Annotated in this window: 12 protein-coding genes; 5 read left to right on the top strand and 7 right to left on the bottom strand. The window is 54.2% G+C overall.

All coding sequences use genetic code 11. The annotated features are described in order from the left end of the window. Window position 1 precedes the first annotated feature (1 nt). From TREBR_RS01245 to TREBR_RS01260, 4 genes are all read right to left on the bottom strand, one after another. Window positions 2–1,081: a phosphatase PAP2 family protein gene (locus TREBR_RS01245; RefSeq protein WP_013757422.1), complete on the bottom strand. Its 1,080-nt coding sequence runs from the start codon at window positions 1,079–1,081 to the stop codon at window positions 2–4. Further along, complete coding sequence (locus tag TREBR_RS01250) at window positions 1,071–3,404, bottom strand: putative glycoside hydrolase (RefSeq protein ID WP_013757423.1); 2,334 nt, start codon at window positions 3,402–3,404, stop codon at window positions 1,071–1,073. The genes TREBR_RS01245 and TREBR_RS01250 overlap by 11 nt, the downstream gene beginning before the upstream one ends. 23 nt (window positions 3,405–3,427) lie before the next feature. Further along, window positions 3,428–4,981 (bottom strand): MocR-like pyridoxine biosynthesis transcription factor PdxR, encoded by a 1,554-nt coding sequence (pdxR, locus tag TREBR_RS01255; protein ID WP_013757424.1) that lies wholly within the window; start codon window positions 4,979–4,981, stop codon window positions 3,428–3,430. A gap of 129 nt (window positions 4,982–5,110) precedes the next feature. Continuing rightward, entirely contained in the window at window positions 5,111–6,133 is a 1,023-nt protein-coding gene (locus TREBR_RS01260) for an FAD:protein FMN transferase (RefSeq protein WP_013757425.1), read from the bottom strand. 147 nt (window positions 6,134–6,280) lie between these two features. Between TREBR_RS01260 and TREBR_RS01265 the strand changes: the two genes are divergently transcribed. Beyond that, entirely contained in the window at window positions 6,281–8,353 is a 2,073-nt protein-coding gene (locus tag TREBR_RS01265; protein ID WP_013757426.1) for a [Fe-Fe] hydrogenase large subunit C-terminal domain-containing protein, read from the top strand. Between the two features lie 86 nt (window positions 8,354–8,439). On the opposite strand, the gene aspS is transcribed toward TREBR_RS01265, so the two are convergent. The 3 genes from aspS to TREBR_RS01280 form a co-directional block, all read right to left on the bottom strand. Further along, window positions 8,440–10,248: an aspartate--tRNA ligase gene (gene aspS, locus TREBR_RS01270; protein ID WP_052296128.1), complete on the bottom strand. Its 1,809-nt coding sequence runs from the start codon at window positions 10,246–10,248 to the stop codon at window positions 8,440–8,442. 55 nt (window positions 10,249–10,303) lie between these two features. Continuing rightward, entirely contained in the window at window positions 10,304–10,681 is a 378-nt protein-coding gene (locus TREBR_RS01275) for a NifB/NifX family molybdenum-iron cluster-binding protein (protein ID WP_013757428.1), read from the bottom strand. Window positions 10,682–10,768: 87 nt separating this feature from the next. Next, window positions 10,769–11,347 carry a manganese efflux pump MntP gene (locus tag TREBR_RS01280; protein WP_013757429.1) on the bottom strand — a complete coding sequence of 193 codons (579 nt, stop codon included), beginning with the start codon at window positions 11,345–11,347 and terminating at the stop codon, window positions 10,769–10,771. Between the two features lie 142 nt (window positions 11,348–11,489). Here TREBR_RS01280 and TREBR_RS01285 point away from each other — a divergent pair, with 142 nt between their 5' ends. From TREBR_RS01285 to TREBR_RS01300, 4 genes are all read left to right on the top strand, one after another. Further along, on the top strand, window positions 11,490–12,506 hold the full coding sequence (locus TREBR_RS01285; protein ID WP_013757430.1) for a substrate-binding domain-containing protein: 1,017 nt from the start codon (window positions 11,490–11,492) through the stop codon (window positions 12,504–12,506). A gap of 81 nt (window positions 12,507–12,587) precedes the next feature. After that, the gene (rbsD, locus tag TREBR_RS01290) at window positions 12,588–12,983 is read left to right on the top strand and encodes a D-ribose pyranase (RefSeq protein WP_013757431.1); all 396 of its coding nucleotides are present in this window, start codon (window positions 12,588–12,590) and stop codon (window positions 12,981–12,983) included. 13 nt (window positions 12,984–12,996) lie between these two features. Next, complete coding sequence (locus TREBR_RS01295; RefSeq protein ID WP_013757432.1) at window positions 12,997–14,490, top strand: sugar ABC transporter ATP-binding protein; 1,494 nt, start codon at window positions 12,997–12,999, stop codon at window positions 14,488–14,490. Further along, window positions 14,487–15,425 (top strand): ABC transporter permease subunit, encoded by a 939-nt coding sequence (locus tag TREBR_RS01300; protein WP_013757433.1) that lies wholly within the window; start codon window positions 14,487–14,489, stop codon window positions 15,423–15,425. The genes TREBR_RS01295 and TREBR_RS01300 overlap by 4 nt, the downstream gene beginning before the upstream one ends. Window positions 15,426–15,433: the final 8 nt, after the last annotated feature.

Genomic DNA, 15,433 nt, shown 5'->3' on the forward strand with positions numbered 1-15,433 from the left:
GTTATATATCCGATTCGCCGGATCCGTCCGCTTGCGGCCGATCCTGTTCCGGTGTGGAATCCCGTTTCGGCGGCTGCGCCAAATTGAACTTCAGAAACAGCAGCGGACTGAGAAACGAAATTGCGAATCCGGCGCCGCCGTAACGTATGAAGCGGCACAAGGCGTAATACGTGCTTTCTTTGCTGCCTGCGTCGATGACGCCGAACAGCACGGTCAATCCGGCGAATATGCCTGTACTGACGGCCGCGCCCGTTACCATGCGCAGAATCTTTTGCGTAAACGTTCCCGTTCGGGCGTCGAACCCGCCCCGTTCGCACAGCAGCACGTATCCGGCGGTAAAGCCGAACAGAAGGCCGGGCAGGGACGTGTCGCGCGCAGAAAACGTGTTCAGTGCGAAGCATACGAGCGCCGCCGTCAGCAGTTTGACGCTTCGCGGTGCCCGATTCAGCAGTTTCGCCGCGTCGTCCCAAAAAAGCAGTACGGCGAGTGCGGTCAGAAAACCGAATATCAAACCGATCAGAACGTCCGTCGGGTAATGTACGCCCAAATACATACGGGTAAAGCCGATCAGCAGCGGTACGCCCGCGGACAGCAGCAGTGCGCAAACGCGCGCGCCGGTAGTGCGGGTGCTTCCGGCGGTACGGGCATCCCCGGCGGTACGAGTAGTTTCGGTACTGCGGGTGCTTCCAGCGGTACGGGCATCCCCGGCGGTTCGCGTGTACCGGAACGAATGCATGAAAACCGGCCAGAAAGAAGCGGCGCCCTGCGCGTGACCCGACGGCGTTGAAAATCCCGTTTCTTTCATGATAAATACCGACGGATCGCGCTGATACGGGCGCGGTACGCACAGCGTTTCTTTAATCGCTGCGTTCAGCGCTCCCGAAAAGATGACGACCGTTCCCAATTTGAAGCCTTTTTTCGTATCGATGCACCAGAACGTGACCATCAGAAAAAAAAGGTAAAACGCCGGTGCGCCGAAGAACGTAATTCCCCGCACGGCGGCCGTCAGAAACGGCGACTGCACGCGCTGGATTGCGGTAATGACCGAGATTCCCCAGTCGTATACGTTTTCAAGGTTCATCGTGAACTGCCTCCGTCGTGCGCTGCGGCGCACGGGATTCACCGGCTGCGTCGAACGTACCGGTGAGTGCGGGTTTTCTGAACTCGGAACCGGCTTCGGCGGCGTTCCAGGGATACGGAGTATCGTCGGCAATATCGGGTCGGATATCGTCGAACCGGCCGGTATTGTTCCAATACATGTATCCGCGGTTTACCGAATCGCGCGTTCCGAATATTTGGCGCTGCACGTAATCCGCGTTGTAATAGGCGCGGTCGTACGACACGCCGATGTAAAAGGCCTGCGCCCAGGGGCGTATGACGCTCCGGTTGCGCGCGATCACCGAGTTGCGGTACGTACCGAAAAAGTATATCCGGTACGGCCGTTCTGCTGCCGGTGCGTGTGCCAAAAAAGTCTGCTCGAAGTGGCTCGGATAGAACATGGGACAAATGACGTCGACGTATTCGGACAGCAGCTCGACGTCCTGTCCGGTGCGCGCGCCGCTGCGGTACCAACCGTTCGCGCCGTAAATGTCGATTCCGATAGGTGCCTGAATGTTTTTGCGCGCGTACGATAGGAAGGAAATGAGCGCGCTTTCTTTGTCCATTCCGCGGTCCTGCCAGCGGTACGAAGCCTGTATCAGGTTGAGCCCGTCGGTGGGAAAGCGGATGTAATCGAACTGGATTTCGTCGAATCCGCGCGAAATGAGTTCTTTCGCGATGGCGACGTTGTACTCCCACACTTCGTGCGAATACGGGTCTACCCAGGCTTCGTCGTAATACGCCTGTTCCTGACCGGTAACGTTTCCTTCTTCGTCCGTAACGTCCTGCATACCGCGGGTTCCTATCCAGGGTTTGTTCAGCGTTTTGTTCCATACGGCGTATTTGCCGTTTGCGTATTGGGACAGATGTTTGTCTTTGAATACGACGATACGCGCGATAAGATACGTATCTTCGGCTTTGAATTTCTTTACGAACGCGTCGAGGTCGATCGCGTAGCGGCTGACGAATCCTTTCTGCATGACGAGCGGATCTTTTGCATCGTAACGGAGCAGTCCGTAATCGTCTTTCATGTCGATGACGACGCTGTTCAGTTCGTTTTCTTTGAGCGTTTTCAGTACGCCGTCCTGCCCTTCCTTTGTGCGTCCGACGTTCGCCGGTATGTATAACGACTTGATGTTTTTGAGCTGATCCGTTTCGTACGGCGTGAACACCCGATCCGGCTTGAGCAACCACAGTTCGTTCAGCAGCAGCCCCGTTTCAAATCCGCTCAAATTTTGGGGAATATACGCCGTGTAGACCGGTTCGGGAACGTGCATGAGCGACGCTTTCCACGACGCGTATTCGGCGGGAATGCCCGCGTTCGTGCCGGAAGCGATGTTGAATAAATCCAGTTCGCCGGGTTTGGTGTACAGCAGGTTCGTTCCCGTCCAGAACAGTCCGTCGATCGTGTCGGCGGGTTCGGTTCCGTGATAGATGCGCACTCCGCGTTTTTTTGCCCAGTCGAGCCGGTAGAGGTTCGGTATGAACGTCTGCGACAAATACAGTTCCGTGTACGCCGCGCCCGCCGCGTCGGTTCTGACGATGGCGGTCATATCCGCAATTTCATCGGGATACGTTTGCGTCGGCATCGTGTCGAATCCCGCGGTGATATCGACCCAGGCGGCTTTCGGCTTGTCGGGTTGAATATACGAAAGTCCGTAGATCGCATGGCTGAGAAAGACGGTCAGTTCCGTCTGATACGAGCCGTCGGCGTTTTTTTTGCCGGGAACGGGCATGTCCGCAACCGCGACCGCTTTTGCGCCGGCAGTTTTCGCGCTGAAACCGAGATCTTTCCAAGTCCGGCCGTTATCACGGCTTAAAAACACGGTGTCGCTCGTTGTTGCCGCAAGAATATTCGGATTTTGGGGATGAACGGCGATGTCTTTGATTTCCTTCGGATGCCCGGCGAGTTTCGTCTGCGTACCGTCGTATTCTTTTACGATGAGTACCGGCAGTCCGTTTTCACTGCCGATCGGAATAAAATTGACGAGATCGGAACTTTTAAGCAGACCTTTGCCGGTCGCAAAGAACCATTGTTCGCTGCCCGCCGTTTCCGTGCGCAAAATTTGCGTCACCCTGCCTTCCGTCCAGAGCGGAACCGCCGTATCGTTGCCGATTATTTTGTATAAACCGCTTTCGGTTCCTGCAAGAATATATTGTATGTGATTCGATTCCTGCTGCGGCGGTAATTTGGCGGGCAGTTGGTAAAGGGGGCGTGATTCGGTTCGGGGCAGGTCGCCGGCTTGCTGTGCCGGCAGTATTGCTGCGGTAATGCAGGAAAATAGAAAAAAAGCAAATTTGTACATATGGTGATTATCGGTTTTTTTACCTACTCCTCAAGCGGAATTGTGCTGCGCGTCTGCAAATAAACGGCCGCAGCCGTACGTGCGGCGAATCTGCACTCGTCTTCGGTCAAAAAGGGATACTTTACGATAAACGCAACGGTTTGCGTTTGCCCCTCAGTTTGCGTTTGCCTCGTGGCAACGGTTTGCGGCTTCTCGGCGATCTGCGGCTGTCCCGCGGCGTTCCGAACCGTCTGCACGAGTTGCGCCGTTATGCCGTTGCGGCGCAGCTGTTCGGCAAAACGTTCCGCGTTTACCGGCTCGGGCAATTCGACAAGAAAATGCGTTCCCGTTTTGCCCCCGATGATTACAGCGCCGGGCATCTCCCGTTCAAACTGCGCCGTGCAAAACGCCCGCCGCTGCCTGTTGAATTTGCGCGCCCGCGCGGCCAGTTTTTCCGCGTGCCCGTCTTTCAGAAACGCCGTAACGGCGCGCTGTTCCAGCAGCGGCACGGTGCACGAATAATAGGAAAACTGTCTGCGGAACAGATGCACCAGCTGCGGCGGCAGCACCAGATACGCGGTCTGCATCGACGGTACGGTCATTTGTGCGAACGTGCCGAAATATAACACTCGCCCTTGACTGTCCATGCTTTGCAGTGCGGCCGGCTGTGCCGCCGCGTAGTAATAGTCGCTGTCGTAACTGTCTTCTATAATATATCTGTTCGGCGTTTTATACGCCCAGCGCAGCAATTCCGCTTTCCGTTCAAGATTCATGGAACTTCCCGTCGGAAATTGATGCGCGGGAGTTACGCACACGATATCCGCGCCGGAGGAACCGAGAAGGTCGACGCTGATACCGTTCCCGTCAACCGGTATGCCGACGGTTCTGCCGTGCTGGTCTGCCGAAAACTCGGATTCGGCGGGAGTGAGCGCGTCGTCGAATATTTTCCTGATCGGATCGGAACCCGGTTCTTCCACTGCGTAAATCGACTGCCGGCCGGTTCGCGCCTGCAGGATGCGCACCGCGGTTTGCAGCACGTATTCCGTTCCGGCGCCGATAAGTATTTGGTCTTCCGAACAGACGACGCCCCGCCGGTCGCTCAAATATCGTGCGAGCGCGCGCCGAAGCTGCGGTTCTCCCGACGGATCGCCGCGTTTCAAATATATGTCGGTATCGGGATCGGCGAGCACCGCCCGGTATAATTTGCGCAGTACGCCGGCGGCGGCGCGTTCGGCAGCGGCCGTTCCCTCCGGTGTTCCGGTTGAAATGTCAAGCACCGCAGCCGCGGCGGCGTCCGGTGCGGCCGGATACACGAACGGTGCCCGGTCGGTCTGCGGAAAAACGAAATCGTTCGGAGTTGCGGTACGGAACCCGCTTCGGCTTTTTGCCGAAACGTATCCCTGCGCTTCAAGCAGCGCGTACGCGGCGGCGGCCGTGTTGCGGGAAACGTCCGCGAATCCGGCCAAGTCCCTGACGGACGGCAGGCGATCCGTTTTGGAAAACGCGCCGCTTCGTATCAAGGCGGCGAGATGCGCGCTCAATTGCCGGTACAGCGGTTCAGAGGAAGTGTGATCGTAAACGAATGCAGTCGGTAACATGGTCTAATCGGCTCCGTGGAATACTATATACTATCGCGCGCTCCGGTTCAAGAATACGGCCGCGCTGACCGGTACGCCGCGCCGGTGCACTATGTCAGTACGCCGTGCCGGTATACTGTGCCGGTACGATTATTCCGTTTTGAGTGAAAACTCAGGATTCATAATCGTCGTGACGCGCCGAATCTGCGGCGTTGCGTAAACCGCACGGTCTTCCGTAACGATAATGCCGTCGGCCCCCTGCGCGGCCAGCAGTGCAAGTCCGCTTTCCGGGCCGAGCAAAAAAACCGAAGTGGACAGCGCGTCGGCAAGCATGGAAGACTCGCTCACCACCGTGGCGGAAAGAACTTCGTTCCGCATCGGATATCCGCTTTTGATATCGAGAATGTGATGATAGCGGACGCCGTCCTGAAAAAAGAACCGCTCGTAAACGCCTGAAGTAACGACCGATTTGTTTTCCAGTTCGAGTTTGATAAGCGGCTGTCCTTCCGGAGCGAGCGGATTTTTTACACCGACTCGCCACGCCGTTCCGTCCGGCTTTCGGCCGTAGGCGTAGACGTTGCCGCCCAAATCGAACAGCGCCCGTTTGACGCCGTTTTCCGCCGCAATCGAGGCGAGTTCGTCCGCGGCGTATCCTTTAACGATACCGCCCAAATCGAGCTGCATACCCCGTTCCGCAAGAAAGACCGTCCGCTCCGTTTTATCCAGCCGGACGAGCCGGTAGTCGACGAGTTTTTTTGCGGCCGCGATTTCTTCCGGCTGCGGAACGTGTGCCGAATCGCTGCCGATTCCCCACAGCGAAACCAGCGGGCCGATCGACGGATCGAACATGCCGCCGGTTGCTTCCGCAATGGCAAGCGCTTTTTCGAGCACGTACAGCACTTCGTCCGAAACCGGCACGGGTTCGAGTCCCGCCGCGCGGTTTATGTTCGAGACGACCGAATCCGGCAGATTCACGCTGAATACGGCTTCAATTTCATTCAGGCGGCTGAACATCCGCTCATACAGCGCGTCGGTTCCCCGTTCGTACAGGTTGACCGTGCAGACCGTTCCCATTCGGAATTCCGTTTTTGCCGGAAGCGGCGTTTTTCTGCACGAAATAAAACAAATTGAAATTGCGGCGGCACAGCACACCGCGCTTATAATTTTTTTCATCAAAAAATCCTTCCTGAAACTGTTCCCGTTACTATATCATAAACAAGGCGATTTGTCGCCGATTACGGATTGCCGGCGGAATTAGCAATAAGAATTTGACCTATTGCAGACGATAATATAAAATGGAGAAACAACCGAGGGGCTGCCATGTCAACAAGTGTAAAACCCGTTATCCGGGTAGATAAAAGTAAATGCGTAAATTGTCATCGCTGTATCACCGTGTGTCCGGCAAAAATGTGCAACGACGGATCCGGAAATTACGTCGGCGTGAATACCGATTTGTGTATCGGCTGCGGTGAATGCATAGAAGCGTGCAGTCACGGAGCCCGCGTCGGACTGGACGATGCGGATGATTTTTTCCGTGCGGTGAAAAACGGAGAACCGGTGGTTGCCGTCGTTTCGCCCGCCGTTGCGGCAAGTTTTAACGGGGAATATTTACGTCTGAACGGTTGGCTCAAATCCGTCGGGGTAAAAGCCGTCTTCGACGTTTCGTTCGGCGCCGAACTGGCCGTACAGTCTTATGCCGAATATATGCGCAGACAGGATCCAAAACTGGTTATCGCGCAGACGTGCCCCGTTCTGGTGTCTTTTATCGAAATATACCGGCCGGAGCTGATTCCGTATCTCGCGCCGGTCGACAGTCCCGTGCTGCATACGATGAAATGGATTCGGCAGTTCAAACCGGAATACGCGTCGGCAAAAATCGCCGCGATTACTCCCTGCTACGCCGCTCGCCTTGAATTCGACGAAACGGGAACGGGCGATTTTAACGTGACGATCAAGTCGCTTGAATCGTATATCGAGTCACACGGAATCGATCTGAGTTCGTTTCCCGAAACCGAATTTGAAACTCCGCCGGCCGAGCGCGCCGTTACCTTTTCCACTCCCGGCGGACTTACGCGTACCGCGGAACGGGTCATGCCGGGTATTTCCGGTATAACGCGCCGAATCGAAGGTCAGCCGCAGATATTCACGTATTTGGCGCATCTTTCAAAGGCAATAAAAAGCGGCGACGCGCCGGTATTCAAACTGGTGGACTGCCTTAACTGCGAAATGGGATGCAACGCGGGACCGGCAACCTCGAACAGTACCTGCAACCGCGATAAGGTGGAAGGATATATTGAACGTCGTGCGGTAAAAGCCGCACTGAAAGCCGGAAAAAGGCGCAAGCCGATAACTTCGGCAAAAATGAACAAATCGCTTGAAAAATACCGGAAGCCCGGTTTGTACGACCGGACGTACGTGGATAGGTCGGATAAATTTGCGGAATCGTTCCATATTCCGACGGACGCCGAATTGAAAAACATGTACCGCGCTATGCGCAAAGAAACCAAAAACGATATGCTCAACTGCGGCTCCTGCGGATATAAAAGCTGCGAGCAGATGGCGGTTGCGCTGGCGAACAAACTCAATCGCCCTGAAAACTGCCGCCATTACATGACGTGCATGATCGGCGAATTGCATGAAAATCATCAGATGGAAATTTCCGGTACGGTAAGCTTGGTCGTCGGTTCCGCGTCGGAAAAACTCGACCGGACGAGCGAATGCGTGCAGCACCTTGCGGAAATGGTTTCGTCGATGGCGTCCTGCGTAAGCCAGTCGTCCGCCGCGATCGAGCAAATGGTTGCCAATATTTCATCCATCAGTTCCGTCTTGGATAAAAACGCAAAGGCGGTGGAACGGCTTGCGGCGGCTTCGCAGCGCGGCCGGGAGAGCCTGGACGGCGTTGTCCGGATGATTTCGGAAATCAAAGCCGGATCGAACGGGCTTGCCGAAACGAACGGCATTATCCGTAACATTTCAAGCCAGACGGGACTTCTTTCGATGAACGCGGCGATAGAGGCGGCGCACGCAGGCTCCGCCGGCCGCGGATTCGCCGTCGTTGCCGACGAAATCCGTAAACTCGCCGAAAATTCGGGTACGCAGGCAAAAAAGATTTCAAAGGTGCTGAAGAATATTAAAAACCTGATCGACACGACCGCCGCCGCTTCCGGTGAAGCACAATCCGGCTTCGAGCAGGTGGTCGATCTGTCGTCCGGCGTCCGCGATCAGGAACTGATTATCCGCAACGCCGTTTCCGAACAGGCCGGCGGCGGTTCCGAATTGCTCGCCGCGCTGCATCAGATGAACGATTTGATGCAGGGGGTAAAAGAAAACACCGAACAGTTGCAGGCGATCAGTGAAACGGTCATACGGGAAATCAAATCGCTTGCAGGCTGACGGAGCGCGCCGGCTGATAAACGAAAAACGCCGCTCGACCGGATTTCATTCCGTGCCAGCGGCGTTTTTATACCCGAACGGGGCGTTTATTCTTTGATGATCAAATGCAGTTCGTCGAGCTGCTTCTGATCGACTTCCGACGGACAGTCGTCCATGGGACTTTGCGCGAACGTATTTTTGGGGAACGCGATAACTTCTTTTATGGAAGTTTCCTTGCACATCAGCATGACCAAACGGTCGAGCCCCGGAGCGATACCTCCGTGCGGCGGCGCGCCGTATTTGAACGCTTCGGTAAGGAACCCGAACTTTTTCTGTCCTTCGGCTTCGTCGAATCCGACGATTTTGAAAATGCGTTTTTGCAGATCCGGATCGTGAATACGGATGGAACCGGAAGCCAGTTCGTACCCGTTCAACACCAAGTCGTACAGGTCGCCTTTTACGCTGCCCGGATCGGACTCAAGCGTGGCGTGATATTTTTCCTGCGGCATCGTGAACATGTGGTGAGCGGTGTCCCATTTGCATTCGTCTTCGTTCCATTCAAACATCGGAAAATCGACGATCCAGGCGAACGCGAACGCGTCGGGGTCGCACAGGCCGAGGTCTTTGCCGAGCCGCGTGCGTACGGCGCCGAGCGCGGTACAGGCGGTTTTCTTTTTGGTGTCGGCGACGAACAGCAGCAAATCGCCGGTTTTCGCGCCGAGGCGCGCGCATACGTCGCCCGCTTTTCCGTCGAAAAATTTGGCGATGCCGCCTTCAAGCAGCGGTGCGTCCGGCGTTCCGGCAACTTTCATCCAGCCCAAACCGCGCGCTTTGTATATTTTGGCGGCCGATTCAAGTTCTTCAATTTTTTTGCGGCTGTACGCTTCGGCGGCTCCGCTTACGACGAGCGCTTTTACCGCGCCGGTTACGCAGCCTTTTTCGTCCGGGGCGAGCGCGTCTTTGAACGCCTGAAACGTCCCCAGTTCCGCAAGAAACGCTCCGTCCTGCATTTTCATGCCGAACCGGAGTTCCGGTTTATCGCTTCCGTACCAGTCGATCGCGTCGTCGTACGCGATGCGCTGAAACGGCAGCGCCAAGTCGATGCCCATCGTTTCCTTGAAAACGGCCTGCATCATGCCTTCGGTCATGGCGAGTACGTCGTCACGCGAAACGAAACTCATTTCCATATCTATCTGCGTAAACTCGGGCTGACGGTCGCCGCGCGCGTCTTCGTCGCGGTAACAGCGGGCGATCTGAAAATAGCGGTCGAACCCCGATACCATCAAAAGCTGTTTGTACAGCTGGGGCGACTGAGGCAGCGCGTAGAATTTTCCCGGGTACAGACGCGACGGTACGAGGTAGTCGCGCGCGCCTTCAGGGGTCGATTTGATAAAAGTCGGCGTTTCCAATTCGTAAAAGTTGTGCGCGTCGAGATAGTTGCGCACGGCGATGGTTACTTTATGCCGCAGTGCCAGATGATGCTGCATACTCGCCGTACGCAGATCGAGATAACGGAATTTCAAACGCAAATCTTCGTTCGGAACGACTCGCGTACCGTCTTTGTTCAATTCGTCGATCATGAACGGCAGTACGTCGCTTTTTGAAAGGATCGAAATCCGCTTTGCAACGACTTCAACTTCTCCGGTGGGCATATCGGCGTTGATCATCGAATCGGGACGTCCGCGCACGATGCCTTCGACGGCGACGCAGTATTCCATTTTAAGGTCGGCTGCGGTTGCGGCGAGTTCCGCGGGAGAATCGGAATCCACGACGACCTGTGTCAAACCGTAGCGATCGCGTAAATTGATAAAAGAGATTCCGCCGTGGTCCCGTTTTCGGTGGATCCAGCCGTTCAGCGTAACGGCTTTTCCGATATCTGCCTTGCGTAAATCGCCGCAAGTGGCGGTACGTTTCATTGCTTCCATAATGGAACATATTATAGTGAGAAACGAATTGGGTGTACAGTGGCTTTTATTTGCAGCCGTGTTCGCCGCAGGTATGTGCGCTGCCTTCGTGGTGGTGATCGCATTTGCCGGCGGGGTTGTCTTTCAGATCGCCGTTTAAAAAGAACCGAAGCGCCGCTTCCGCCGCACCCGATTGTCCGGCAACGACGCGGATATTTCCGTTTTCAAGCGCGTCCCGCGCGCCTTGGCCCATTCCGCCGCAGATAACGGTATCGACTCCCAAATCTTTCAGAAACTGGAATAACGCGGAATGTCCGCTGCCGTTTGTTGAAACGACGTTGCTGGATGTTATCGATTTCCCGTCCGTTTCGGCTATTAAGAAAGACGGACATTTTCCGAAATGCTGGAAAATATCCCCGTTTTCATACGTAATGGCGATTTTCATGTGTAGCTCCTTGCATTAATGTAATCAAAAAAAGGGCGGGCGGCAAATAAGCGTATACGCCAACTAAGCACGCGGCAATCGGGCGTGTCAGGCTCCGGTCATATGTGAAATGAAGATTTTCAGCCCGATTCCGATCAGGATTACGCCGCCGAGAATTTCGGCCTTGTCGTTCAAAAACGTTCCCGATTTTTTGCCGATGCAAACTGCCGGAAAACACAGAACGGTTGTCGTGATGCCGATGATCGCCGCCGAAGTGACGATATCGGCCCGCACGGCGGCAAGGCTGATGCCGACGGCGAGCGCGTCTATACTCGTTGCGATTCCCTGCACAAGCAGCAATTTGAACGTCAGTTCGCTTTGAGCCGGGCAGCATTCGTCTTTCGGTTTTTGCCAAACCTTGATTCCCTCGAAAAGCATTTTGCCGCCGAGAAATCCGAGGAGAATAAACGCAACCCAATGGTCGAGCGTCCGTATCTGTTCGTAAAAAAGCGAACCGCCCAAATAGCCGATTACCGGCATCAGTGCCTGAAAAATACCGAACGTCAACGCGACTGCGGCGGCTTTTTTTGCCGTCATGTTGCGCAGACACATACCGTCCGAAACGCTGACGGCGAACGCATCCATCGACAGCCCGATTGCGAGAAGCAAGAGTTCCAAAAATCCCATTCGGATATTGTACCGTAACTGCCGCCGTTTATGCAACAATTTCAGTTTTTTCCGTAAAAAATTACGGCCGCCGCCGGAGTAAATCGGAAAACCGGAACGACCGGCTTGTTAAAAGTTCCCGGTTGTTATACAGTAACAGAAAATGCATACGATTCATGAAGTTGCCAAACTTGCAGGTGTCTCGACCGCGACCGTTTCTCACGTCTGCAACAATACCCGGTACGTGAGCGACGATCTGCGCCGAAAAGTGCTGGACGCCATGGCTGCGCTGCAATACAAGCCGAACGTAATCGCGCGCGGCCTGCGCGGCGGTTCATTAAAATCTATCGGACTGGTCGTTCCCGATTGTACCAATACGTTTTTTGCCGAAATCGCGCGGGCCGTAGACCGGGTGTGCTTTTCTCAAGGTTATAATATCATTCTCTGCAATACCGACAATAACGTGCAGCAGCAGTCGTTTTACATCGATATGCTTATATCAAAACAGGTCGACGGAATCATATTCATTTCCGCTGACGAAACGGATGCGGATATCCGTAAGTGTTTGGATTTTTCCATTCCGGTCGTCGTCGCCGACCGGGACGTTACGGATGATTCGGTGGACAATATTATCGTCGACAACGAATTGGGCGCATATCAGGCGGCGTCCCATCTGGTTTCGTGCGGGTTTTCCCGAATCGCCTGTATTACCGGACCGGAAAATATTCCGTCGAGCCGGCGCCGTCTGCACGGTTTTGAAAAAGCGCTGCGGGAAGCTTCCGTGCCGCTGCCGGAATCGTATGTTTTTACCGGCAATTTCCATTACAGCGGCGGCAGGGACGCTTTCGGGTATTTTTCATCGCTGCCGTGCAAGCCGGACGCCGTTTTTGCCTGCAATGACATGATGGCGCTCGGTTTTATCCATACCGCGTTGAGTTCGGGGCTCCGGATTCCTTCGGACGTATCTATTATCGGTTTTGACAATACGGAACTTTCAACGGTTATGTCTCCGAAACTTTCAACCGTGGCGCAGCCGATCGAAGAAATTGCCGAAATCGCGCTGCGTCTGCTGCTCGGCAAAATTGAAAAAACGGAAAAACGAATACGGAAAGTCGTTTTGGAGCCCCGGCTGATTCTGCGTGAAACGTGCGGAAAATCGGTACATTCAGCATCTGAATAAAAAAAATTTGACAAATACGATATCGGGTGTTATGATTCCTTTAGTTAAACGTTTACGTAAACGTTTAACTAAAGGAATCATATGAAACGCTTAGGAATTTTAAACAGCGACATTTCGCGAGTCCTTTCATACATGCGGCATACCGACACGCTGTGTATCGGCGACTGCGGCCTTCCGTGTCCGCAGTCGACTGAATTGATCGATATTGCGCTCGATAAAGGCGAGCCGCCGTTTATCAACGTGCTGAAGACGGTCGCTGCGGATATGCGGGTCGAATCGCTCGTGCTTGCCGAAGAAATCCGAACTGAAAACGGTGCCGTCCTTGCCCGGATACGGGAGCTGTTTCCCGATACGCCGGTGGAATTCGTTCCGCATGCGGAATTCAAAAAGCAAACGGCGTTCTGCAAAGCCCTCATCCGGACGGGAGAAGTAACTCCGTATGCGAACGTGATTCTGCGTTCCGCGTGTATTTTCTGAAAAGGCGGTCCGTATGCGTATTCACATGAACGGAATTTCCAAGTGTTTCGGTGAGGCTGCGATTCTTTCCGACGTGCATTTTTCACTCGAACCGGGCGAAATTCACGCTTTAATGGGAGAAAACGGCGCCGGAAAATCGACTCTGATGAAAATTCTGACGGGAGTTTATCAGAAAGATTCCGGAGATATTTTTATCGATGATAAAAAGGTTTGTTTTTCCGGACCGAAGCAGGCGGAACAAGCCGGCATTTGCTTTGTGCATCAGGAATTGAATAGTCTGCTCGATATGACCGTTCAGGAAAATATCTTTTTGGGCAGAGAATTGACTTCCGTACCGGGCGTGCTGTGCGTAAAGCGGATGAAACGTGAAACGGAACGGATACTGCAAACGTTCGGGGTGGCTATCGCTGCGGACGAATTGTTGGGAAATCTTTCCGTGGGGCAGCGGCAGATGGTTGAAATTGCGAAAGCGTTTCTCGTTCAAGCCGAGGCGGTGATACTCGACGAACCGACGGCCGCGCTGACCGATACGGAAGTTGACCGGCTGTTTTCCGTCGTTCGGCTTTTGAAGGAAAAAGGGACGTCTTTCGTTTACATATCCCACCGTATGGAAGAAATTTTCCGGTTATGCGATCGGGTAACCGTTATGCGCGACGGCCGCATCGTCGGAACGGAATCCGTACGCCGAACCGACGCCGACGAATTGATACGCTTGATGATCGGGCGCAGTTTGGGAAATCTGTACCCGAAAGAACCCGTTGCTCCGGGACCGATTTTGCTGCAGGCGGAGGGATTGTCCAAACAGGGTGTGTTTCGGGACGTCAGCTTTCGGCTCCATGCGGGGGAAATTTTGGGAATCGCGGGACTTATGGGCAGCGGCCGGACGGAGATTGCAAAAACGCTGTTCGGTTCCTATCGCGCCGATTCGGGATCGCTGTACGTCAAGGGAAAAAAGCTCTCGCTTCATTCCCATACTCCCCGTAACGCGCGGAAACTCGGCATTGCTTTCATTACGGAAGACCGCAAAGAAGAGGGGCTGATGATCCGTGAAAGTATAGCGAAAAACCTGTCGCTTACCAATTTTTCCGTGATAACTGATCACCGGTTTTTGATCAGCAAAAAGAAGGAACGAACGCTGACCGCTGCCGCCGTATCCCGGTTCCGTATTAAATGCCGGGGCGGAAACCATATTTGCGGAAATTTAAGCGGCGGCAATCAGCAAAAAGTCGTTTTTGCAAAATGGCTTTTTACGGAACCGGACATACTGATTCTCGACGAGCCGACGCGCGGCGTCGACGTGGGTGCAAAACAGGAAATCTATTCTATTATAACGGAACTTGTCAAACGCGGTGCCGCCGTATTGTTCATTTCGTCAGAATTGCCGGAGGTCATCGGTATGAGCGACCGGATTGCCGTCGTGCACGAAGGTACGATTGCGGGAATTCTTGAACGCGCCGACGTATCTCAGGAAAAAATAATGGCTCTTGCAACAGGAGGACGTGCATGAACATAACGACTGAAAAACTGAAAGGTTTGCGGGATTATGGAGCGCAAATCGCATTGATTCTGCTCATAATTGCTATCAGCATACTCAGTCCTGAATTCAGAACGGTAAACAACGCGCTTTCACTGCTGCGTCAGTCCGCGGTGAACGGTTTGATTGCGTTCGGTATGACTTTCGTCATTCTTACCGGCGGAATCGATCTGTCGGTCGGTTCCGTGTTGTGTTTGACGGCGCTGCTGTGCGCCGGAATGATCAAAGCTGCGGTTCCCGTTCCCGCGGCGCTGCTTTTGGCTTTTGCCCTCGGCATCGTTTTGGGATTTCTGAACGGTCTGATGATTGTAAAAGGGCGGCTGCAGCCGTTTATAGCGACGCTCGTTTCAATGACTGCGTACCGGGGTATCGGAATGATATACAGCAACGGCCGGCCCGTTTCCGATTTAGGGCAGAGTGCGCTCCTTGCCGGTCTCGGCAAAGGTCATTTTTTGGGGATTCCTGTTCCCGTGTGGATTCTGCTGATCGTATTTTTTATCTTCCTTTTCATTTTACAGAAAACGGTTTTCGGGCGGCAGGTGTACGCCGTCGGTTGCAATCCGAAAGCAGCCGCGCTGGCAGGTATCAGTACCGGACGGGTAACGTATTTAGTGTACGTAATTTCCGGCGCGGCGGCAGCCGTTGCCGGCCTGATCCTTGTTTCCCGGCTCGGTTCCGCGCAGCCGACCATGGGCAGCGGTTACGAACTCGACGCTATCGCCGCCGTTGCGCTCGGCGGTACCAGTATGAGCGGCGGCCGCGGCAGAATTCTTGGAACGCTCACCGGTGTGCTCATCATTGCAATCCTGAACAACGGTATGAATATACTCGGCATATCTTCATATTATCAGCAGGTTGTAAAAGCTTTGGTTATATTACTTGCGGTTCTGTCTGACCGTAAGCGGTAGGAGGCATA

The sequence above is a fragment of the Treponema brennaborense DSM 12168 genome, from assembly GCF_000212415.1.
Taxonomy (GTDB): domain Bacteria; phylum Spirochaetota; class Spirochaetia; order Treponematales; family Treponemataceae; genus Treponema_F; species Treponema_F brennaborense.